20 protein-coding genes are annotated in these 21,890 nt (G+C 64.4%); 13 read left to right on the top strand and 7 right to left on the bottom strand.

What is annotated here, in order from left to right:
* Nucleotides 1-62: 62 nt before the first annotated feature.
* On the bottom strand, nucleotides 63-335 hold the full coding sequence (locus IVA91_RS10385; RefSeq protein WP_247281944.1) for a phosphopantetheine-binding protein: 273 nt from the start codon (nucleotides 333-335) through the stop codon (nucleotides 63-65).
* Between the two features lie 358 nt (nucleotides 336-693).
* On the opposite strand from IVA91_RS10385, the gene IVA91_RS10380 reads away from it, so the two are divergent.
* The 7 genes from IVA91_RS10380 to IVA91_RS10350 all read left to right on the top strand — a co-directional run bounded on the left by IVA91_RS10380 (nucleotide 694) and on the right by IVA91_RS10350 (nucleotide 10,377).
* Nucleotides 694-1,911, top strand: coding sequence for an acyl-CoA dehydrogenase family protein (locus IVA91_RS10380; protein ID WP_247281945.1), 1,218 nt, complete (start codon nucleotides 694-696; stop codon nucleotides 1,909-1,911).
* 73 nt (nucleotides 1,912-1,984) lie between these two features.
* Nucleotides 1,985-2,965 carry an amino acid--[acyl-carrier-protein] ligase gene (locus IVA91_RS10375; RefSeq protein WP_247281946.1) on the top strand — a complete coding sequence of 327 codons (981 nt, stop codon included), beginning with the start codon at nucleotides 1,985-1,987 and terminating at the stop codon, nucleotides 2,963-2,965.
* 41 nt (nucleotides 2,966-3,006) lie between these two features.
* Nucleotides 3,007-3,882 (top strand): acyl-CoA acyltransferase, encoded by an 876-nt coding sequence (locus IVA91_RS10370; RefSeq protein ID WP_247281947.1) that lies wholly within the window; start codon nucleotides 3,007-3,009, stop codon nucleotides 3,880-3,882.
* 292 nt (nucleotides 3,883-4,174) lie between these two features.
* Entirely contained in the window at nucleotides 4,175-7,042 is a 2,868-nt protein-coding gene (locus IVA91_RS10365; RefSeq protein ID WP_247450634.1) for a PAS-domain containing protein, read from the top strand.
* Nucleotides 7,043-7,246: 204 nt separating this feature from the next.
* Entirely contained in the window at nucleotides 7,247-8,224 is a 978-nt protein-coding gene (locus tag IVA91_RS10360; RefSeq protein ID WP_247281949.1) for a tripartite tricarboxylate transporter substrate binding protein, read from the top strand.
* Between the two features lie 154 nt (nucleotides 8,225-8,378).
* Entirely contained in the window at nucleotides 8,379-8,864 is a 486-nt protein-coding gene (locus IVA91_RS10355; RefSeq protein ID WP_247281950.1) for a tripartite tricarboxylate transporter TctB family protein, read from the top strand.
* A gap of 4 nt (nucleotides 8,865-8,868) precedes the next feature.
* The gene (locus IVA91_RS10350) at nucleotides 8,869-10,377 is read left to right on the top strand and encodes a tripartite tricarboxylate transporter permease (protein ID WP_247281951.1); all 1,509 of its coding nucleotides are present in this window, start codon (nucleotides 8,869-8,871) and stop codon (nucleotides 10,375-10,377) included.
* A gap of 88 nt (nucleotides 10,378-10,465) precedes the next feature.
* Here IVA91_RS10350 and IVA91_RS10345 read toward each other — a convergent pair whose 3' ends face one another.
* On the bottom strand, nucleotides 10,466-12,160 hold the full coding sequence (locus tag IVA91_RS10345; RefSeq protein ID WP_247281952.1) for a bifunctional diguanylate cyclase/phosphodiesterase: 1,695 nt from the start codon (nucleotides 12,158-12,160) through the stop codon (nucleotides 10,466-10,468).
* A gap of 220 nt (nucleotides 12,161-12,380) precedes the next feature.
* Here IVA91_RS10345 and IVA91_RS10340 point away from each other — a divergent pair, with 220 nt between their 5' ends.
* Complete coding sequence (locus IVA91_RS10340; protein WP_247282053.1) at nucleotides 12,381-12,641, top strand: hypothetical protein; 261 nt, start codon at nucleotides 12,381-12,383, stop codon at nucleotides 12,639-12,641.
* Here IVA91_RS10340 and IVA91_RS10335 read toward each other — a convergent pair whose 3' ends face one another.
* From IVA91_RS10335 to mtgA, 3 genes are all read right to left on the bottom strand, one after another.
* Entirely contained in the window at nucleotides 12,642-13,295 is a 654-nt protein-coding gene (locus tag IVA91_RS10335; RefSeq protein ID WP_247282054.1) for a hypothetical protein, read from the bottom strand.
* A 140-nt stretch (nucleotides 13,296-13,435) separates the two neighbouring features.
* Nucleotides 13,436-13,618 carry a 50S ribosomal protein L32 gene (gene rpmF, locus IVA91_RS10330; protein WP_007598106.1) on the bottom strand — a complete coding sequence of 61 codons (183 nt, stop codon included), beginning with the start codon at nucleotides 13,616-13,618 and terminating at the stop codon, nucleotides 13,436-13,438.
* A 170-nt stretch (nucleotides 13,619-13,788) separates the two neighbouring features.
* Nucleotides 13,789-14,463: a monofunctional biosynthetic peptidoglycan transglycosylase gene (gene mtgA, locus IVA91_RS10325; RefSeq protein WP_247281953.1), complete on the bottom strand. Its 675-nt coding sequence runs from the start codon at nucleotides 14,461-14,463 to the stop codon at nucleotides 13,789-13,791.
* A 160-nt stretch (nucleotides 14,464-14,623) separates the two neighbouring features.
* On the opposite strand from mtgA, the gene IVA91_RS10320 reads away from it, so the two are divergent.
* Together IVA91_RS10320 and IVA91_RS10315 are read left to right on the top strand one after the other, a co-directional pair.
* Nucleotides 14,624-15,547 carry a polyprenyl synthetase family protein gene (locus tag IVA91_RS10320; RefSeq protein WP_247281954.1) on the top strand — a complete coding sequence of 308 codons (924 nt, stop codon included), beginning with the start codon at nucleotides 14,624-14,626 and terminating at the stop codon, nucleotides 15,545-15,547.
* Nucleotides 15,548-15,556: 9 nt separating this feature from the next.
* Nucleotides 15,557-16,249: a DUF1345 domain-containing protein gene (locus IVA91_RS10315; RefSeq protein ID WP_247281955.1), complete on the top strand. Its 693-nt coding sequence runs from the start codon at nucleotides 15,557-15,559 to the stop codon at nucleotides 16,247-16,249.
* A 60-nt stretch (nucleotides 16,250-16,309) separates the two neighbouring features.
* Here the strand turns inward: IVA91_RS10315 and IVA91_RS10310 are convergent, their stop codons facing one another.
* Together IVA91_RS10310 and IVA91_RS10305 are read right to left on the bottom strand one after the other, a co-directional pair.
* The gene (locus IVA91_RS10310; protein WP_247281956.1) at nucleotides 16,310-18,130 is read right to left on the bottom strand and encodes a caspase family protein; all 1,821 of its coding nucleotides are present in this window, start codon (nucleotides 18,128-18,130) and stop codon (nucleotides 16,310-16,312) included.
* A gap of 177 nt (nucleotides 18,131-18,307) precedes the next feature.
* Nucleotides 18,308-18,736 carry a GFA family protein gene (locus tag IVA91_RS10305; protein WP_247282055.1) on the bottom strand — a complete coding sequence of 143 codons (429 nt, stop codon included), beginning with the start codon at nucleotides 18,734-18,736 and terminating at the stop codon, nucleotides 18,308-18,310.
* Nucleotides 18,737-18,831: 95 nt separating this feature from the next.
* On the opposite strand from IVA91_RS10305, the gene IVA91_RS10300 reads away from it, so the two are divergent.
* The 3 genes from IVA91_RS10300 (at nucleotide 18,832) to IVA91_RS10290 (ending at nucleotide 21,885) form a co-directional block, all read left to right on the top strand.
* Nucleotides 18,832-19,206 carry a nuclear transport factor 2 family protein gene (locus tag IVA91_RS10300; RefSeq protein WP_247281957.1) on the top strand — a complete coding sequence of 125 codons (375 nt, stop codon included), beginning with the start codon at nucleotides 18,832-18,834 and terminating at the stop codon, nucleotides 19,204-19,206.
* A 165-nt stretch (nucleotides 19,207-19,371) separates the two neighbouring features.
* Nucleotides 19,372-20,229, top strand: coding sequence for a class A beta-lactamase (bla, locus tag IVA91_RS10295; RefSeq protein ID WP_247281958.1), 858 nt, complete (start codon nucleotides 19,372-19,374; stop codon nucleotides 20,227-20,229).
* A 48-nt stretch (nucleotides 20,230-20,277) separates the two neighbouring features.
* A complete protein-coding gene (locus IVA91_RS10290) occupies nucleotides 20,278-21,885 on the top strand; it encodes a Na+/H+ antiporter (RefSeq protein WP_247281959.1) in 1,608 nt (535 codons plus the stop codon).
* The last annotated feature ends 5 nt before the right edge of the window (nucleotides 21,886-21,890 follow it).

Below are 21,890 nucleotides of genomic sequence, written 5' to 3'. Positions count from 1 at the left end.
CCGCAAAACTGCTCCCTGGGAAATGGGTCTTGGCTTTCGCCAGAACGACCGCAGTGGTTCAACTAAGCTGCGTTCGCCGGCTGCAGCTGAGCTGCGATCATCCGCTCCAGCGTCTCGACGGTCTGGAAATTCTCCGGCGTGATTTCGGCTTGCGGGATGGTGAAGTCGAACTCGGCCTCGACGCCGAGCATCAGATTGACCATGTCCATCGAGGTCAGGCCGACATCGACGAGCTTCGCCGATGGCGTGATGTCCGCCGTGAGCGAGTTCTGTTCGATGATGCCCTTCACCAGCTTGATGATGCGATTGCGCATGTCGGTATTGAAAGCCTGCATCGGCAAATTCCCATCTGTCTATCGGAGGCGGACCGGACTGCCGGCTACGATGGGCACGGCCAGTCGATCCCGCAATGGGCGCGAGGATTACTTCGTCCTTCTTAGTAAACGATGACTCAGATTGACTAAAATTTGGAGGGCTCTTCCAGAATCCTAACGGGTCCGCTGAATTTCGGCCCCCTCCAACAACCTGACCTTAACTGTTCGTTCGGAATTGGGCTTTGTTTACCCTCTATTTCATCGACGAATTTGAATTAAATCCGTAGCCTCGTCTCACAAGCAAAGATGGTCGGAGGATCGCCGGCGGCATCGCGAATGATGGCGGCGATCTCGAACGGCGAACCGGAGGCGGACGAGCATGAACGTGCGTGAAGCAGTCCTCACTGTCGACGAAACGCAGACGAGCTTTCTCGAGCAGGGCCCCTCCCTGATCGAGCGTGCCGCCCGGACAGCCGCTGCCGCAGCGGCCGACGCAGACGGGGTCGATCGCGACGCCCGCTTCCCCCACAAGGCTTTCGAGGTTGCGCGCGAGCAGAAACTGCTTGGCGTCATGATCCCGGTCGAATTCGGCGGCTTTGGCGCCTCAATCTACGATGTCACCGACATCTGCTATACGCTCGGACGCGCCTGCGCTTCCACCGCGATGATCTACGCGATGCACCAGACCAAGGTTGCCTGCGTCGTCAGGCACGGCCACGGCATCCCCTGGATGGAAACCATGATGCGCCGGGTCGCGCGCGACCAGTGGCTGCTCGCCTCTTCCACCACCGAGGGACAGAACGGCGGCAACATCCGCGCCAGCGCCGCCGCCGTCGATCACGCCGGCGACATCGTGTCGCTAGTACGCGACGCCACCGTGATCTCCTACGGCGCCGAAGCCGACGGTCTCGTCACCATCGCCCGCCGCGCCACTGACGCTGCCGCTTCCGACCAAGTGCTGCTGGCACTCGCCAAGGACGATTATTCGCTGAAGCGCACGCTGGGTTGGGAAACGCTCGGCATGCGCGGCACCTGCTCGACCGGTTTCGAGCTGAAGGTGGATTGCCCCGCCGACCGCGTTTTCCCGGAATCCTATGACAAGATCCACGCCCAGACCATGACGCCATTCGCGCATCTATGCTGGTCGTCCGCTTGGGCCGGCATTGCCGCCGCCGCGGTGACCCGTGCGCAGGCCTTCATTCGCAAAGCGGCCCGCAGCTCCGGCGGACAAATGCCGCCGGCCGCGGCGCATTTCACCGCCGCGAAGATGTCACTCGCAAAGCTGCGCGCGCTGATCGCTGCCAACATCGACGCCTTCGCCGGCGCCGAGCATGACGAGCGCGCGCTGAGCTCGCTCGACTTCCAATCCTCGATCACGCTTTTAAAGGTGCAGGCCTCCGAGCTCGCGGTCGAGACTGTGATGCATGCGATGCGCACAGCGGGCCTTTCCGGCTACCGCAACGACGGTGAGTTCACCATGGGCCGCCACCTGCGCGACGTTCTGTCGTCGCCGATCATGATCAACAATGACCGTATTCTCGCCAACGCCGCGACATCGACGCTGATGAGCGGCGTTCCATTGAGCCTTCGTGACTGACGTGCCTTCATGACCGACTAGCCTTGGCGACTGAACCAACAAGAACAATTTGAGATAGCAGGACATCAACTCCATGAACATTGCCGTCCTCCCCAATTCGCCCGCGACCGCACCAGAGATCATCGATCCGCTCGATCATCTCATCGACAAGCTATTCCACCGCATGGGCTCGGACGGGGTCTACGCCCGCACCGCGCTCTACGAGGGCATCGTCGAGAAGCTCGCCACGCTGATCACTGGCCATCGCGAGGCCGGAACCGAGGTGATGCGCTTTCCGCCGGTGATGAGCCGGGCTCAGCTGGAGAAATCCGGCTACCTCAAGAGCTTTCCGAACCTGCTCGGCTGCGTCTGCGGGCTGCACGGCACCGAACGCGAGATCAACGCTGCGGTGAGCCGCTTTGATGCCGGTGGCGACTGGACCTCATCGCTCTCGCCGGCCGACCTCGTGCTGTCGCCAGCCGCCTGCTATCCCGTCTACCCGATCGCAGCAAGCCGAGGCCAATTGCCGAAGGGCGGTCTGCGCTTCGACGTCGCCGCCGATTGCTTCCGCCGCGAGCCGTCAAAGCATCTCGACCGCCTGCAATCGTTCCGGATGCGCGAATATGTCTGTATCGGCAGCCCCGATGACGTCGCCGACTTCCGCGAGCGCTGGATGGTGCGCGCGCAGGCGATCGCCCGCGACCTCGGCCTGACCTTCCGCGTCGACTACGCCAGCGATCCTTTCTTCGGCCGCGTCGGCCAGATGAAGGCGGTGAGCCAGAAGCAGCAGCAGCTGAAGTTCGAGCTCCTGATCCCGCTGCGCTCGGAGCAGCAGCCGACCGCCTGCATGAGCTTCAACTATCACCGCGAGCATTTCGGCACGACCTGGGGCATTCAGGATGCCAATGGCGAGCCGGCCCACACCGGCTGCGTTGCCTTCGGCATGGACCGGCTCGCGGTCGCCCTGTTTCACACCCACGGCACTGATACCGCTTCCTGGCCAGCCAGGGTGCGGGACGTCCTGGGCTTACAGCCGCATGTTGCGGCCGAGGCCCACGGCGAAGGCTGGCGCTAACGGAACTCACGAGGCTGACCATTTCCACGGGCAAGACGAGCGTGATCCACACCAAGGTCCGATGCCGCGAAATCACCGAGCCCGATGTCGAAGCCATCGCGGACCTGCTGACGGGCGGCTTCATCGGCCGCTCGCGGGACTATTGGATACAAGGCCTGCGCCGGCAGGCTTTCCGGACCGTGCCGGAGGGCTATCCGCGCTTCGGCTACATGCTCGAGGATGACGGCACACCGGTCGGCGTACTGCTATTGATCTACACGGCGCGCCAGCACGGCGAAGAGACCGCCATCCAGTGCAATTTGTCGAGCTGGTATGTCGATCCGGCCTACCGCAACTACGCGCCGCTGCTGACCAAGATCGCGCAGCGGCACAAGGACGTCACTTATCTCAACATCAGCCCGGCGCCGTGGACCTGGCCGATCATCGAGACGCAGGGCTTTCGCGCCTATTGCTGCGGGATATTCTTCTCGGTGCCTGCGCTGGCGCGCCCCCCGCGCTGGAGCACGATCGAGGTGATCTCGCCGCACGCCAAGGCGATCCAGGGGCTTGGCGAACCCGAGACCGAGTTGCTGACACGACATGCGCGCTACAATTGCCTCAGCCTCGTCTGCCGCACACCGGAGGGAACGTTCCCCTTCATCCTGCAACCGGTGCGCATCCGCCGCGGCTTCATTGCGCCGCCTGCGATGAAGCTGATCTACTGCCGCAACACCGCCGAATATGCCACTTGCGCCGGCCGGATCGGCCGGCTGTTGCTGCGGCTCGGCAAGATTGCGGTGGCCGTCGATTCCAACGGCCCGCTTCCCGGCCTCGTCGGCCTCTACACCGAACGGCGCGGCCGCAAATATTTCAAGGGCCCGCACCGGCCGCAGCTCGCCGATCTCACCGACACGGAACTGGTGCTGTACGGGCCTTGAGCAGGCCGGCAGGCTGCGCCTTGGCCCGTCATCCGGAGGTGCTCGCCCTGTGCAGCGCGGCACGCCTCGAAGGATGAACCGGCCGCGATGCAGCCGGCCCGACGCCCTTCCAGATCTCAGCTATGCTCCGGCACCTCAGGATGACAGTGATACTCCGTGCACACGCATCTCTGCACCGCCGGTCACTCTCCGTAAACTACTGCCCTTAAGGGAATTTTCCGGCCTCTTCGCTACCCTCGGCGGCTGAATTACGTCGCGTTAAGTCTATTGCCCGCCGAGATCCACGACTCTCATGATGTCGACCCGCGAGAACGAGCATGGTGCACACCGCGAACAGGCCCCCGAGGCCCTGGTCGCGCTCAGCCAGCTTGCGCTCGACCACATGGAGCAGGGCGTCTGCGTCTACGATGCCCACAACCGGATCGTGCTGGTCAATCAGCGCTACCTCACGCTGTTCGACATGTCGGCCGATATCGTGCGGGTGGGCACGAGCTATCGCGAGGTGCTTGCCCACAGCGCGACGCGCGGAAACTTTCCGCAGGACGAGATTGATGCACTTTACTCGGCGCGGTTGGCGCAAATTGCAGGGGGCAAGCCATTCCGCACCGAACAGCGGCTTGCCAGCGGCCTCGTCATGGCGCTCGAGCTGAAGCCTCTCCCCGGCGGCGGCTGGATGACGATCTGCGACGACGTCAGTCGTCTCGCCCGACTCGAGGCGGAATTGCGCGTGCAGACGGAGCGTAGCCAGCACGCGCTCGCGAACATGTCGCACGGCCTCATCATGTACGATGCCGACAGCCGCGTCGTCGTCTGCAACGGCCGGTTCCTTGACCTTTACAACCTCGACTCCGAAATCGTGAAGCCGGGCATCTCGCACAGCACAGTGATCGAGCACTGGATGTCGCGCGGCAACCTGACGGGCATGTCGGCCGATGAGTTCCATCACACCAGGCTGGCTGACGTGCGCGCCAGGAAAGCGAAAACCCTGCTGGTCATGCGCTATGACGGGCGGATGGTGCAGGCGGTCTCCCGCTTCCTTCCCGACGGCGGCTGGGTGACGGTGCACGAGGACGTCACCGAGCGGCTGCAATACGAGGAAACGCTGAGGCAGCAGAACTTCATCCTCGATGCGGCGCTGGAGAACATGGCGCACGGACTCGCTTTCTACGATAGCGAGATGCGGCTTCGCGTCTGCAACACCACCTACCGCACGATCTGCCGACTGTCGCCCGAGGAGACACGGCCCGGCACGCATCTTTCCGAGCTGATCGAGCGGTCGATGGCGAACGGCGCGTTCGCTTCCGAATACAGCCCGCAACAACTCCTGGAAGCCGCCAGCGCGAGGATCGCGAACCGCGATTCCTCGCCGATGCGACGGCGCATGTCCAACGGGATCGTGATCTCGGTGCGCTATTGTGCACTGCCCGATGGCGGCTTCGTCGCCACCTACGAGGACATCACCGAACGCGAGCGCGCCATCGAGGAGCTGAGCGAGCAGTATCGACGTTTCGACGCCGCATTGAACAACATGAGCCAGGGCCTGTGCATGCTCGATTCGAGCCTGCGCGTCATCGTCTGCAACCGCCGCTATATCGAGATGTACGGCCTCTCGACCGAGATCGTGAAGCCGGGCGTCTCGATGCGCGAGATCATGGAGCACAGCTGCGAGCTCGGCATCCATCCGAACACCACGGGCGCGCGGCTCTATGCCGACTATGTCGAGAGGCTGCGCGAGGGCGAGCACACGCTGCATCGCCATTTGAGCGACGGCCGCATCATCAAGCTCAATCACAAGCGGATGGAGCTTGGCGGCTGGGTCGTCACCTATGAGGATGTCACCGAGCGCCACAAGGCCCAGGCCCGCGTCGCGCACATGGCACGCCACGATTCGCTGACAGACCTGCCCAATCGCACGCTGTTCCGCGAGAAGATGAGCGAGGGGCTGAACCAGGTCGCGATCGCCGGCGGCGCGATGGCGGTGCTGTGTTTCGACCTCGATAATTTCAAGACCGTCAACGACCGCCTCGGCCACGCGGCAGGCGACCGCCTGCTGCGCTGGGTTGCGGCGCGGCTGAAGGAGAATGTCGGCGAGCATGATACCGTCGCGCGGCTCGGCGGCGACGAATTCGCCGTGCTCCAACGCGGACCGCAGCCGCAATCGGCTGAAAAGCTCGCCCGTCGCCTGGTCGAGATCATCGGCCACCCCCCGCCGCTGGAAAACCAGTCGATCCATATCGGCGTCTCCGTCGGTATCGCGGTCGCGCCCGACCACGGGCTCGATGCCGACGAGCTAATGAAATGCGCCGACCTCGCCCTTTACCAGGCTAAGGCCAAGGGCCGCGGCGCCTATCAGCTGTTCGAGCCCGAGATGGAGGAAGAGGCGCGCAGCCGGCATGCGCTGGAGCACGATCTGCGCGGCGCGTTGGAAGCACGTGAATTCCATCTCGTGTTCCAGCCGCAAGTGCGGCTCGACAATTCCGAGCTGACCGGCTTCGAAGCGCTGTTGCGCTGGAAGCATCCCTCGCGCGGCTTCGTCTCGCCGGCCGAATTCATTCCGATCGCGGAAGAGACCGGGCTGATCGTCCCGATCGGCGAAAGGGTGCTGCGAACCGCCTGTGCGTCCGCTGTATCCTGGCCCGAGGTCACCATCGCGGTAAACCTGTCGCCGGTGCAGTTCCGCTCGCGCGGCTTGGTGACGATGGTCACGAGCGCACTTGCGGAAGCCGGCCTGTCGCCACAACGCCTCGAGCTCGAGGTCACCGAGACGGCGCTGCTCGACGACAGCGAGGCGACGATAGAGATCCTGCACCAGCTCCGCGCACTCGGCGTGCGGGTCAGCCTCGACGATTTTGGCGTCGGCTATTCCTCGCTGAGCTATTTGCGCAAATTTCCGTTCGATCGCATCAAGATCGACCGCTCTTTCGTCGGCACCCTCGGCGAGAGCCCCGAAAGCGTCGCCATCGTCCGCACCATCGCCAGCCTCGGCTCCGTGCTCGGGGTCGAGACCACGGCGGAGGGGGTGGAGACCGCGGAGCAACTCGACTTCGTGCGCGAATGCGGCTGCACCGCCGTGCAGGGCTATTATTTCGGCAAGCCGTGCCCGGCGGCCGAAGTCGGCGGCATCATCGAGACGCTGAGCGCAATCCGGCGCGTGGCGTAGCGGCTTCGCCCGCTCAAATTCCGTATCTCGGCACGCCGCCGAACGACCAATTGTCGCATGGATGGTTTCCGGCGGAAGTGCCGTCTCGCTCCTTGCCTGGCACAGACGCAATGGCGCTTTTCTTCTCTCGTGATTTCGGGAACAATCGTCCCACAAAATGAGAGACGGCGGCTTGAGCGAGGCCGCTGCGAGGGAGGCGTTTCTATGTCGCGATCCGGGCTGAAGACGATTGCCTTTGCCGCCATACATGCGGTCATAGGCGCAGTGCTCTCCACTGCCACCAGTGCGCAGGACTATCCTACCAAGCCGATTACGCTGATCGTGCCCTGGCCGGCCGGTGGTTCGACTGACATCTCGATGCGGGCGATCGCCGACAGCGCTTCGAAGGTCCTGGGTCAGCCCATCGTGATCGACAACAAGGCCGGCGGCGGCGGCACCGTGGGGCCTGCAACCATGGCCGCGGCCGCGAAGCCGGATGGCTACACCATCTCCCAGATCCCGATCACCGTCTTCCGCTTGCCCTTGATGCAGGAGGTGTCATGGGATCCGGCGAAGGATTTTACCTACATCATCCATCTCACCGGCTATACCTTCGGCGTCACCACCAACGCGGAGTCCCAGTTCAAGAGTTGGAAGGACGTGGTGGAGTTCGCCAAGGCGAACCCGGGCAAGGTGACCTACGCGACGCCGGGCACCGGCACCTCGCTGCACATCGGCATGGAGCAGATCGCGGCGATGTCCGGCATCAAGCTCACCCAGGTGCCGTTCAAAGGCGGCGCGGAAACCAACGCCGCGGTCCTGGGGCAGCATACAATGCTTCAGGCAGACTCCACGGGATGGCGGCCGCTGGTCGACGCTGGCAAGCTGCGGTTATTGATGGTGTGGACTGGTGCCCGCTCGCCGAATTACCCGGATGTACCGACGCTGAAGGAACTCGGCTATCCCATGGTCTATGACTCCCCGTTCGGCATCGCCGGCCCGAAGGGGATGGATCCGAAAATCGTCGCCAAGCTGCACGATGCGTTCAAAAAGGCGGTCGAAGACCCGGCCGTCGTGGCAACGCTCGCCAAATATGACATGGTGCCGAACTACAAGAACACAGAGGATTACAAGAAGTTCGTTGTCGAGGTCACGGAGTCCGAGCGCAAGGTGATCGAGACACTCGGGCTGGCGAAGAAATAGGCTGAGCCGCTTCCGTGTCCCGGACGCGGTGCAGCGCTTCTTCAGCGATGCACCGCAGAGCCGGAACCACCTTGCCACGAACCATCGGACCTCCGGATCTGCAGCGCACCACTTCGTGCTGCGCAGCGTCCGGGGAACGGCTGAGAGACAAGCGATGAACAACCAAACCAACGTCAAACTCCGCCTCAGCAACTCCGAACTCTGGGGCGGGTCGATCGGGCTCGCACTCGGCGCCTTCGTGATCTGGTCGGGGCTGAAGCTCAAGCTCGGCACCATCAACGATCCCGGCTCCGGCTACGTGCTGTTCTACACGGGCATCCTGATATGCGTGTTCGCAACCAGCATCATCATCTCGGCAATCACCGAGGGCGGGCCAACGCTGGCCTCACGCTGGGAAAATGTGCGTTGGAGCAAGCCACTTCTCGTCATCGCCTGCCTCACCGCGTTCTCGTTCGCACTGGAGCCGCTGGGATTCCTGTTGTCGTCGATCCCGTTGATGCTGCTGCTGTTGCGCCTGATCGATCCCGTGCGCTGGACGCTGGCGATTCCAATCGCCGTGCTTGTTCCGCTCGGCATGTGGTGGGTGCTCAAGCGCCTGCTCTTGATTCAGCTGCCCTCTGGCCTGTTCGGGATCGGCTGATCGCATGGATACGCTCGCCAATGTCGCGCACGGGTTCGGCGTTGCGCTGACCTGGATCAACCTGCTCTATTGCTTCATCGGTGTCTTCATTGGCACGCTGGTCGGCGTGCTGCCGGGCATCGGGCCGATCTCGGCGATGTCGTTGCTGTTGCCGGTGACGCTGTCGGGCACGCCGGAATCCGGCATCATCATGATGGCCGGCATCTATTACGGCTCGATGTATGGCGGCTCGACCACGTCGATCCTGGTCAACATCCCCGGCGAAGCTGCCTCCGTTGTCACCTGCATCGACGGCCACCAGATGGCGAAGCAGGGCCGCGCCGGCCCCGCGCTCGGCATCTCCGCCTTCGGTTCCTTCATCGCCGGCACTTTTGCGCTGATCGCGCTGATGCTGGTGGCGCCGAGGCTTGCCAGTATCGCCATCGCCTTTGGCCCGGCCGAGTATTTCAGCCTGATGGTGCTCGGCCTCGTCGTGCTCACTTTCCTGACCCAGGGCTCGATGCCGAAGGCGCTGCTGATGGCCTGCATCGGCGTCGTGCTCGGCCTGATCGGCCTCGACAGCATCACGGCGCAGCCGCGATTGACCTTCGGCCGCATGGAGTTGATCGACGGCATCGGCCTCGTGCCCGTCGTGATGGGCCTGTTCGGCGTCGCCGAGGTGCTGCTCAACACCGAGCAGGCGATCAAGCGCGACATCATCAACACCAAGATCACGCAGCTCTTGCCCAACAAGGCCGATTGGCAGGCGAGCGCCGGTCCCGTAGCACGCGGTACGCTGCTCGGCTTTCTGCTCGGCATCCTGCCGGGTGGCGGCGCCGTGGTGGCCTCGTTCGCGTCTTACGCGCTGGAGAAGCGGCTGTCGAAAACGCCGGAGCGGTTCGGCCAAGGCGCGATCGAGGGCGTCGCAGGCCCCGAATCCGCCAACAATGCGGCGGCCGGCGGCGCGTTCATTCCGCTGATGACCTTGGGAATCCCTCCGAACGTGGTGATGGCGCTGCTGCTCGGCGCGTTCGTCATTCACGGCCTGCAACCGGGGCCGCTGCTGATCACACAAAACCCCGGCCTGTTCTGGGGCATCGTCGCCAGCATGTATATCGGCAACGTCATGTTGCTGATCCTCAATCTGCCGATGATCGGCATGTGGGTGCAACTGCTCAAGCTGCCCTATAACATCCTCTTCCCCCTGATCATCCTGTTCACGATCCTGGGCGTCTACTGCTCCAGCAACAACGTGTTCGACGTTTACGTGATGATCGCGTTCGGGATCATCGGTTATTTCATGCGCAAGCTCGGCTATGAGCCCGCGCCACTGGTACTCGCCTTCGTGCTCGGACCGATGCTGGAGAACAATCTGCGCAAGTCGCTGATCCTGTCGCAGGGCGATCTCTGGACCTTCGTGCAGCGGCCGATCTCGGCGGCGTGTCTTGCGCTGGCGATGGTGCTGCTGATCGCACCACTGTTGCCCGCGCTGCGCAAGAAGCGTGAGCTGGTGGCGTTGGACGAAGGGGCGTGAGGAGGTTTATACTTACTGCCTGACGTATCCGCCCTCTCCCGCAAAGGAGAGGTGAAGCGAGATCCCCGCGCGACGAAAACGAAAACACCTACCCTGCCGCAGGCAGCGCATTGTCCGGCGGTGCGCCCCATGGCCGCTCGGCTGAGGCGAGGCCGATCAGACGACCCTGGATGTAGTCGCAGCCCCAGTCGCGCAGCATGCTTGCGGCCTCTTCGTCCTGCACCCATTCGGCGACCGTCTTGATTTCGAGGCGGCGGGCGAGGTCGATCAGGGTCTGCACGAAGGCGCGATCGTCGGCGGACCGCGTGACGTTCTGAACGAAGGCGCCGTCGATCTTGACGATGTCGACGCCGAGCTTGCGCAGGTTCCTGAAGGAGGTGTAGCCGGCGCCAAAATCGTCGATGGCAATGCGGCTGCCGAAATTCTTCAGCCGCGTGACAAAGCCGCGGACATCATCGATGTCCTGAATCGCGACCGTTTCGGTGATCTCGACGATCAGCCGCTCGGCGACGCCGGGATGAGCCAGCATCAGCGACTCGATCCCCGCCCACCAATCGGGATCCATGGTCGTATCGGGCGAGATGTTGAGGCTGAGGCAGATGTCGGGTGCAGCCGCGAGCTCGGCGACCACGAGCTCGAGCACGCGATGATCGACGAGGCGAATCAGACCGAGCCGTTCGGCGACCGGCACGATGTCGGGTGCGAGCAGCACCTGGCCATCGCCCTGATCCATCCGCACCAGGCATTCGTGGAACGCGCGTTCGCGCGAGGCGGCCGAGACCACCGGCTCATAGGCGAGCTTGATGCGGCGCTCGTTCAGCGCGGTGACGATCTCGTCGGTGACGCGGATGTTAACGCGGCGCTGCGCGTCGCGCGCGGGATCCGGGCGCCATGCGGCGAACGAGCCGACGCGGCGGCGCTTTGCGGCGTCGAGCGTCTCATGGGCGCGGTTGACCGCCTCGTCGGTGGTGCGGGCATAGCGCGGCACGCTGACCGCGCCGATCGACGCGGTGACCGAGACCGGGCCTGATTTCGTCGGTACCACCTCGTCCCGGATGCCGGCGAGGAAGCGCTCGGCGGCAACGTTCATGTCGTCGACGGTGCAGTTCTTCAGGATCAGGCCGAACTTGTTGCCGGAGAAGCGGCCGAGCACGTCGCCGCCGCGCAAGCGCGCGCGAATGCGCTTGGCGACGTCGAGGATCACCGCGTCGGCAACGTCGAAGCCGAAGGCGTCGTTGACGCGGGCGAGATGATCGATGCCGACCAGCATGAAGGCTGCGGTCGAGCGGAAGCGGGTCGTCTCCTCGATCGCCTCGGCCAGTGACGCGATCAGATGGGAGCGGTTGAGCTCGCCGGTGAGCGGATCGAGCCGGGCCAGCTTCGTCAATTCCTCGTCGCGGGCATGACGCTCGTTGTTGATGCGGACGGAGCCGATCGCGCGCGTGGGGCGGCCGTCGGGACCGGCAAACCAGCGGCCGGTTTCCTCGACCCAGATCACAGGATCGGAAGCACTCATGCGCACGCCGTACTCGACCCGATAAGGCGTGCCGCCGGCACCGTGCACGGCAGAGGTCTGCGCCAGCGCAGCGCTCCGTAGCGATTGCGCAGGCTCGATCAGCTTGGCAAATTCGGCCCCGGTGGCGAGCCGCTCGGCGGGAATGCCCGGGAAGACGGCGCTGACCTGTTCACCCCAGACGATGACGTCGCTGGCGATGTCCCAGGCGAACACGGCCTGGCCGAGTGCGGCCAGGATGTCGGAGGCTTGCGGCAATGCTGGGGTCAAAGTCGCCTCGTTTCGGGACAGCGGGAAGTCCTGAGCCGGCACAGGATAGAGCCAGATTCGGCCTCGACCCTAGGCAAAGTTGATAAACAATTTGGAAACCACGTTTGTCGGCACCCGGGAACCAATCCGGCCCGGCCGGCATAGGGCTTGCGAGTACATGGCACGCACCGGCGCCAGCGTCCCGAAACGCGACAATCCCGCCGGATCAACGGTGATTGCGATGTTGAGTACTGATCGAGCGGACGCAGGAGACAACGGGACAGGCACGGCCCTCGTGCCGCTGATGCCGACGTTGCAGTGGGTCCATAAGGCACCGCTGCCGCGACCCGATCCGAGCTTCGTCACCCAGCTGATCGCCAATGCCGAGCAATTGCCCCAGGCGAGCCGGCTGCGCCGCGCCTCGTCCGAAGATGCGCAGATGGCCTATGGCAGCAAGCGCCCGCTGCCGAGCGTCAGCGCGCGGACACGGCAGGTGGCTTGATCAGCGCGGCGGTGTATCCGGCGAGGAAGGCGTGCCGTTGCCCGGCTGAAGATGCGGCGAGGGGATTTCCGGCGACGGCGCGCTTTGCACCGGCTTCGGCGCGGGATGATCCGTCAGCACGGATTCGGCGACGGATTGCGCCGAGGGTGCGGGTGGCACGACCGGTGCCGGCTGTGGCGCGATCACCGGCTCGAATTTGCGCTCGGACGCCACATCGTCCGCCGACGCTTCGGCCTGGCGCTTGGCCTTGCGTGGCGCAGCCATCGTCGTCTCGGCGACATAGGTGACGCGACGGCGCGTGCGCTGGGCGATGCCGCCGAGGAAGTCGGCCATCGCGAGCAGCACAAGCAGGAAATAGGTGGAATTGCCGAATTTGGGCCACATCACGAATTCGGCGGCGGCCGCGCCGAACACGATCAGCGACAGCAGGTGATCCATCAGGAATTTCGAGCCGGGCCGCGCGCCTTTGACCACCTCGAGCAGCAGCAGCACCACCCCGAGCGCGAGCAGCAGATCGGCAAGCGTGACCGGCCAAGTCTCGCCGGACACCATCGGCACCTTAAACAGCACGTCCGTAAAGGACACCGTCGGCATCAGGAAGGCGATGATATTGTAGACCGCGAGCGGAATCAGAAGTAGCGGGAAACCGACCATCGGCAAGATGCCTTCTCGATCAAGATATCCGGACAGGATAATACAGCGGCGAAGCATTTGCTCCGCCGCCTCCCCGTCTATCTCATGGGGTGGCCGAAATCAGGCAGGCCAATCGGCCCGCCCGAAGAAAGGTCCTGCCCTCAGGACTCTTTCTTCTTCAGGACCTGGCGACCCTTGTACATGCCGGTCTTGAGGTCGAGATGGTGCGGACGACGGAGCTCGCCGGAGTCCTTGTCTTCCACATAGGTCGGCTTCTTGATGGCATCGGCCGAGCGGCGCATGCCGCGGCGCGACGGCGAGGTTTTTCTTCTCGGAACGGCCATTTCAGTTATCCTCTAGGGATTGGTGTCATCAGGGCATCGTCCGCGAAGGGACGGCTCAGCACCCGCAATACGAGGCGAGCTGAATGCCGATCAAGGCCGCGCTTATAGAGGAAGGCTGGCCGTAAAGCTAGGCTCTTGGGCCGGAAAATACGCCCGGAATGGGCCCGGAATCAGCGATTTTCGTGCCAGCAGGTCGCAAGCGAGCTCGCCTGCCCCCGCGCCACATAGGTTGCTGCCAGCCGCCTGACACCCGGTCCGGGGGTCCGGGCACTGCGTTTGACCGGATTGGGCAGGATCGAGGCCAGAAGGGCGGCTTCCCGGGAGGAGAGGCTGGCGGCCGACTTGCCGAAGGCATAGAGGCTGGCCGCCTCGACGCCAAACTGCCCCTGCGGGCCGAGTTCTGCGATGTTGAGGTAGATCTCCAGGATTCGCTGCTTGGGCAAGACGAGGTCGATCCACAGAGCCAAAGGGAATTCCAGCGCCTTGCGGACGAAGTCCCGCCCCTGCCAGAGGAACAGGTTTTTTGCGACCTGCTGGGTGATGGTGGAGGCGCCCCGGAACGGCGTACCGTCCTCCTGGGCGTCATCGATCGCCTCGCGCAGCGCCCCCCAATCGATGCCGTGATGCTTGCAGAAATGCGCGTCCTCGGCGGCCACCACCGACCGCGGCAGATACGGCGACATCGCCGCCAGATCGATCCATTGGCGCTGCATCGGCGCGCCCCGAAGCGAACGCCAGGCTATCAGCGTCGAAACCGGATGGCCGGTCCGGTAAAACGGCGCGATCACATAGGGCGCGAGAGCCACGACCGCGAGCACGACCAGCAGGATCTTGACGATGCGCAAATCGACCTTTCCGGCGCAAAATGAAACGCGGCCACGGGCCGGCCATTAAGTCTGTGATAATTCGGGCCTTTTCCAGCAGTTTTTAGGCCTTCCAAACGATTGACTGGGGCCGACTCATAAAGGATTGTCCCGCCGAATTTTTGTTCTGGAGCCTTTCTTGATGACCGGCACGTCCCCGTCCGATTTCGCCAAACGTCTGGACAAGACCGCTGACGACACCGAGGCCCTGCTCGGGCGCCTGTTGTCGGACGACATCCTGCCCGATGAGATCGCCCGCCCCAAGCGACTGATGGACGCAATGCGCTATTCGAGCCTCAATGGCGGCAAGCGTCTGCGGCCGTTCCTGGTGGTCGAAAGCGCCGCCGTGTTCGGTGTGCCGCGCGAAGCCGCGCTGCTCGCGGGCGCGGCGCTCGAATGCATCCACTGCTACTCGCTGATCCATGACGACCTGCCGGCGATGGACAATTCGGACCTGCGCCGCGGCCGCCCCACCCTGCACAAGAAGACCGATGACGCCACCGCAATCCTCGCCGGCGACGGCCTGCTGACGCTCGCCTTCGACATCATCACCCGCGACGAGATCCATCGCGACGCCAATGTGCGGCTGCTGCTGACACGGGCGCTGGCGCGCTGCGCCGGCATTGGCGGCATGGTCGGTGGCCAGATCCTCGACCTCGCCGGCGAAGGCCGCTTCGGCGACCGCGAGCCCGTCGATGTCGCGCGCCTGCAGCAGATGAAGACGGGCGCGCTTCTGCGCTATGGCTGCATCGCCGGCGCGATCCTCGGCCAGGCCTCGAGTGCGGAATATCAGGCGCTCGACGATTACGGCCGTGCGCTCGGCGAAGCCTTCCAGATCGCCGACGATCTGCTCGACGTCGAGGGCGATGCGGCAGCGCTCGGCAAGCCCTCGGGCCAGGACGCCGCGCTTGGCAAGACCACCTTCGTCACCCAGCTCGGCATTGAAGGCGCCAAGCAGCGCGTGCGCGACCTGCTCGCGCGAGCCGACAGCGCTGTGTCGATCTTCGACGACCGCGCTGCGGTGCTGCAAGCCGCGGCGCGATTCGTCGCCGAACGGAAGAACTGACGCGCATCGATGGCCGCCGGCGGCAAAGAGGATCCCGTCCTCGCCCGCTTCCGCCAGATGTCGCGGCCGATGCAGCTGCTTTATGCACGGCCGCGAACGTTTGTTGCGGTCGCTGTCGGCATCCTTGTCTGCCTGCTGCTGCCGGGCACGCACCGGCTGGTGACGCGGCTCTTGTTCGGCTGGGACGCGCTGATCGCGGTCTACCTCGTGCTGGTCTATGCGATGATGCTGTGCAACGACCACCAGCACATTCGTCGCGCCGCTGCGATGCAGGACGACGGCCGCTTCGTCATCCTGCTGGTGACGGCGACCGGCGCCTTCGCGAGCATCGCGGCGATCGTCTCCGAGCTCGGCACGTCGCATCGCGGCGTCATGGAGCTGACGATCGCGATCACCACAATCGCACTGTCATGGGCTGCCGTGCACACGACCTTCGCGCTGCATTACGCGCATGATTATTATCGGCACGGTACGGCAGGAGGCCTTCAGTTTCCGAGCGGCGACAAGGAAGACCACGCCGATTATTGGGATTTCGTCTATTTCTCGTTCGTGATCGGCATGACCGCGCAGGTCTCCGACGTCGGCATCACCGACAAGACCATCCGCCGCACGGCAACGGCGCACGGCATCGTGTCGTTCATCTACAACACGGCGTTGCTGGCGCTGACGGTGAACATCGCGGCAAGCGCGATTGCGACCTGAACTCACTCCAAGGAATCGTGCTGGCATTCGCCAGGACGATTCCTTAGGGACACCCCGATCCTAGTAACAGACCTCGGCATTGGCGTCGTTGCCGGGGCCGCCTCCGCCGCGATATTCGAGATGGCAGCCGCGGTGGACCGGACGGCAGCCCCCGCTATTGCAGAACACCTGCCCGCCACCCTTAGCGCGACTGGCGCCAGCGGCGGCAGCAATGCCGGCGGCAGCACCGTAACCGTCCGCTGCGCCAGCGCCGGCGGACTGGCGACGCTGCCGTGCAGGACGTTCATCACCGTCGTCGCGCTTCGCAAGCGCAGGCTTGGCCGGCTTGGCGGCACGCTTCTTCTCGCACTCATTGTCGTCGTTGACCGCATAGCCGTCACGACAGACGATCTTGGTGCATTTATCACCGTCGACCTTGAAGCCGTGCTCACAGACCAGCGGGCAGACGCGCGACGGTTTCGACTTGACCGCATCGAGCGCATCGGTGCTCGCCACCTTCACGTCGAGCTTGGTGCCGGCATAACGGTTGAACTGCGACAGGGAGCGCTGCGAAGACGTATTCCAATTGCCGTCGGCCTGCCCGGAGAAGCAGCCGACGCGGCCGAGCTCGGACTGCACCGTGCGAGTGAGATCAGCCGGTGCGGTGGCGGGGGTCAGCGAGGCAACGTTGGTGCCGGCCGGACCGGCCGTGCTGGCCGGCGCACCGCCGGGTGCCGCAGCGGCGAGGTTGACGCGCTGCTGCTCTGCCACGGCTGCCTGCTGCTGCGCCTGCTCCTTCGCTTTCTGGGCGGCAAGCTGCGCCTGCTCAGCGGCTTTCGCATCGGCTGCGGCTTTGGCCTGCGCATCCTTCTGCGCACCAAGGGCGGCGAGGCGGTCGCGCTCGGCCTCGGCCTGTTTCGCCTTCGCGATCGCCGCCGCATGGGCCTGCTCGGCACCGATCTTCTCGAGCTGGAGCTTGGCCAAGCTCGCATAGAAACCGTCGGGATGCTGGGCGAGGAAGGCATCCCACGCCGCCCTGTTGCCGAGCTGGAGCGCGAGCTCGTAATCGCGGCGGATATCGGCCTGCGGGTTCGCCACAGGTGCCGCCGGAGCCGCCGCCGTCATCTTCACCGGCACCAGCGGAACATCCTCGCCGCCAAGCGAGCCATAGACGAACGGCTCCTGCTTGTTGCCAGTCGACTTGAGCACGTCGTCGCGGACGAATCCGAAGGCGCGGCGGACGTCGAGGCCCGGTGTCGCCAGATGCTTGGACAGCGCGACCGTGAACGGGCTGTTAGCGCCGTCGCCGTCCTGCGCCGTGAAGCCGGCTTTGGCCGAATAGGCGATCAACGTGTTGGGACTGGTCGGCTCGACCTGGGCGAGGCCGCGGCCGATGCCGCGCGAAGCGATTGTGCGCTTCATCCTCTTGCCGAACGGATTGTCGCGGCAGGCATCCAGGATCACCAGGCGGAGCTGCTTGGCGGGCTCGACTGCAACCAGGACGCGGTCGAGCGAGAGCGCCTCGTCGTAGACGTCGGTGTCGCGCTCGAGCCTGGCGTCGACCGGGATCAGATAGTTCGACCCCTCGACCTCGATGCCATGACCGGCATAATAGACCACGGCGATATCGGCATCGCGGGTCGCGTCCGCGAAGTCGCGGAGCACCCGCCGCGTGTCCAGCGCCGACAAATCGTGCCGGGAATCGACGATGTCGAAGCCGGCCTCCTTCAGCGTCTTGGCCATCACCGAACCGTCGTTGACCGGGTTGGCCAGCAACGGCGCATGCTGATAGGCCGAATTGGCGAGCACCAGCGCAACGCGCTTGCCGGCGAAAGCCGGATCAGTGCCAAACAGCAGCGCGAAGGCAAGGAGAAGCGGACAAAGTCTGAGCAAATTGCGCATGACACGACTTCCGAAATTCGGGCCGCTGGGCCCTTTGGGACCGCTTTAGCAGGATCCGCCACCGGCGCTTGTGATGGAGGTCACGAAGGCGGCGCCCGCAACCGGACGAAATACCCCTTTTGTTGGTCGCGCCAGCGCGGCCGTGGTTCGCCGGGAAGCAGATCGGGCCGGGTTCCCTCAGTCAACCCCGATATGCTCCCGATATTGCGGCAGGTCATCCGTGATCTCGTGCCAGGGCGCTTTCGAGCCCACGAAAATATGGGCGCTGGGCCGGATCGAGGGGGTGTCGATCAGAGCTCCCATAGCGACATGGGCCCATTTTCCCTCACGCACCTGGGAATAGAGCAAGGAGCCACAATGGGCGCAATGCACATCGTGGGTGATATCGTCGCCGAAAATAGTCCGCTGGTCGCCGCCCCTGACGATGCGGAGCTTGTCTCGCGCGATACCGGCGAACGGCTTGAAGGCGGAGCCGGTGGTGCGGCGGCAGTTCGAGCAATGGCAGTTCATCGCATAAGAGAATTCGTCGGCCACCTCGAAGCGCACTGCACGGCAATAGCATTCGCCGATCAGGATACGAGCGTTCGAAATCTCTGATCCAGTCATCATGATGTCCTTGCGCAAACGGTCTGGACATTCCATAGCGCATTTTGATGTGTACGACTAAGCTCGCCTCAAGCCATCATTCAAAGGGATGACCCATGAGCCCAAATCGTTCAAGTCTCGAAGCCGTCGTGCAATCCTATTTTGACGGCCTCTATGAGGGCGACGCCGAAAAGCTCGGCGCCATTTTCCATCCCTCCGCCGACCTGCGCTGGGTCGAGAAGGGCGAATTGCAGGTGCTGACCGTGCCGGACTGGCTCGACCGCGTGCGCAAGCGTCCCTCCGGCAAGGCTGAAGGCAAGCCGCGAGAGGATTTCATCGTCACCATCGACCGTTCTGACGACAAGACCGCCTTCGTCAAGGTCAGATGCCAGCTGCCGCCGCGCTATTTCACCGACTACCTGGTGGCGATGAAGCTCGCCGACGGTTGGCAGATTGTCTCGAAATCTTATCGATACGACCTGAGAGAGTGATGGGCTCAACCTTCCGCTGCCCGAAATCGGGCGCGCTCGTCTCCCATTCTCCATCATTGCGAGTGAAGCGAGGCAATCCAGAATCCCTCCGCTTCGCTCCGCTCGCAACGACAATGCGGATAGAGTGCGCCGCATCCCCCATCTTCATTCGCGCGAAAGTCCCCCATGCTGCTCGACCGCCGCTCCCTGCTTGCCTCGCTGTGCTGGATGGCCGCATCTCCTGCGCTGGCCGCGGATGCGCCGCCTGAACTCGAAACATACGAACGCGAGAGCGTCGGGCGGATTGGCGTCTATGCGGAAAATCTCGCGACCGGCGCCAAACTCGCTTGGCGCGCCGACGAGCGGTTTGTCATGTGCTCGACATTCAAGGCCTCGCTCGCGGCCTGTGTGCTGGCGCGGGTCGACCGCGGCGAGGAACAGCTTGCCGCCATGATTCCCTACGGCCAGGACGACCTCTTGGAATACGCGCCGGTCGCGAAGCAAAATCTGGCGGCCGGCGCAATGTCGGTCACCGAGATGTGCAAGGCGATCGTCGAGCTCAGCGACAACACTTGCGCCAATCTGCTGCTGGCGCGGATCGGCGGGCCGACCGCGCTCACCGCGTTCTGGCGATCAATCGGCGATACCACCTCGCGGCTCGACCACAACGAGCCCGAGCTCAACCGCTCCCAGCCGGGCGATCCCCGGGACACGACGACGCCGGCGGCGATGGCCGGGAACCTGCGCCGCATGATGCTGGGCGGAGCATTGTTGCCGGCCTCGCGCGCGCAGCTCACCGAATGGATGGTGAACTGCAAGACCGGTGCGAACCGGCTGCGCGGTGGCCTGCCCGCAGGCTGGAAGATCGGCGACAAGACCGGCTACAATGGCAAGGACGCAGCGGGCGACATCGCGGTGGCTTGGCCGAAGCCCGACACGCCGATCCTGCTTACGGCCTACGTCCAAGGCGGCACGCCGACTGCCGCACAGATCGCGGCGGCTTTCGCGCGGATCGGCCGGATGGTGGCCGAGCGGCTGGCGTGAGCCGCGCGCATTGACGTTGCCGCCGCTTCCGGGTCAAGACAGGCCATCATGGAAGCGAAGTTTCAGACCTTTCTCATCCTGCTGGCCGTGCTGGCAGGCGTGGCGCTGGCCGCACGCCGCTTCAACGTCGCCCCTGCCATCCTGCTGATGTTGGCCGGGGTCGGCCTCGCCTTCGTGCCGGGCATGCCGTCGGTTGAACTGCCGCCGGAACTGGTGCTGCTGATGGTGCTGCCACCGCTGATCTACTCGGCAAGCGTCGCTATGAGCTGGCGCGAGTTCAGGAAGAATTTGCGCCCGATCGTGCTGCTCGCGGTCGGCGCGGTGATCTTCACTGCGGCAATGGTGGCGGCCGCCACGCATTACATGATCGGCCTGCCCTGGACCGTTGCCTTCCTGTTGGGGGCCATCGTCGCGCCGCCCGACGTGGTGGCGCCGCTCGCCATCGCACGCCGGCTGCACATGCCGCGGCGAATCCTGGTCGTGCTCGAGGGCGAAGGGCTCGCCAACGACGCCACCGCGCTGATCCTGTACCGCTTTGCGCTCGCTGCAATCATGGTCGGCCATTTCTCGCTGCCACTGGCGGCCGGCGAATTCCTCCTCATCATCGCCGGCGAGATCGCCTTCGGCATCGGCGTGGGGTGGCTTTCCCTGCGTCTCCGCAAATGGTCGGGGGATCCGCAGGTCGAGCTCACGCTGTCGCTGATCACGCCTTACGTCTCCTATTGGCTGCCCGAACATGTTGGCGGCTCCGGCGTGATCGCGACGGTCGCCTGCGGCCTTTATGTGAGCTGGAACGGCCCGCTGCTGATTTCTTCCGCGACGCGCCTGCAGGGCATCTTCTTCTGGGACCTCGTGATCTATTTGATCGAAGGCCTCTTGTTCCTGCTCACCGGCTTTCAGATGCGCGCGCTGTACGAGAAGTCGAAGGCCTTTCCGCTCGACGACATCGTGATCGCGACCGCCGTGGTCCTGGTGATCGTCGTCATTGCGCGCTTCGCCTGGCTCTATCCCGCGACCTATCTACCGCGGATGTTCAGCAAATCGCTGCGCGAGCGCGATCCGTCGCCGCCCTGGCAATGGGTGTTCACGCTCGCCTTCACCGGCGTGCGCGGCGCGGTGTCGCTGGCGGCTGCGCTGGCGCTGCCGTTCACCCTGCCGAGCGGCGAGGCGTTCCCATATCGCGACCTGATCCTGTTCGTCGCTTTCGGCGTCATCTTCATCACCCTGATCGGTGTCGGCCTGACGCTGCCGCCGGTGGTGCGCTGGCTCGGCGTCGCCGAGGCCGGCCGCAACGAGCATGTCGGCGAGCATGAGGCCGAGATCGCCGCGCGTCGTCAGGCTCTCGAGGCAGCACTCAAATCGCTCGACGCGCTGACAGCGGAGAAGGAGGTGTCCGACGAGGTGATGCGGCTCCTCCGTGCTCGCCACGAGATCCGCATCAGCCAGCTTCCGGATTTGCTCGATCCTACGCACCACGACGTCTCCGCCGCCGGCATCGCGTTGACCCGGGAGCTGATCGTCGCCGAGCGCAAATTCATCCACGACCTGCTGCGCGACGGCCAAATCACCGACGAGACAAGGCGAAGGATCGAGCGCGACCTGGACCTTGAGGAGGCGAGTTTGGCGAATCGGGAGTATCGGGGCGCGCCGCTGTAGCTTCC

It is taken from the genome of Bradyrhizobium sp. 153 (assembly GCF_023073835.1).
Taxonomy (GTDB): Bacteria; Pseudomonadota; Alphaproteobacteria; order Rhizobiales; family Xanthobacteraceae; genus Bradyrhizobium.
This window is presented reverse-complemented; position numbering and strand designations above follow the sequence as displayed.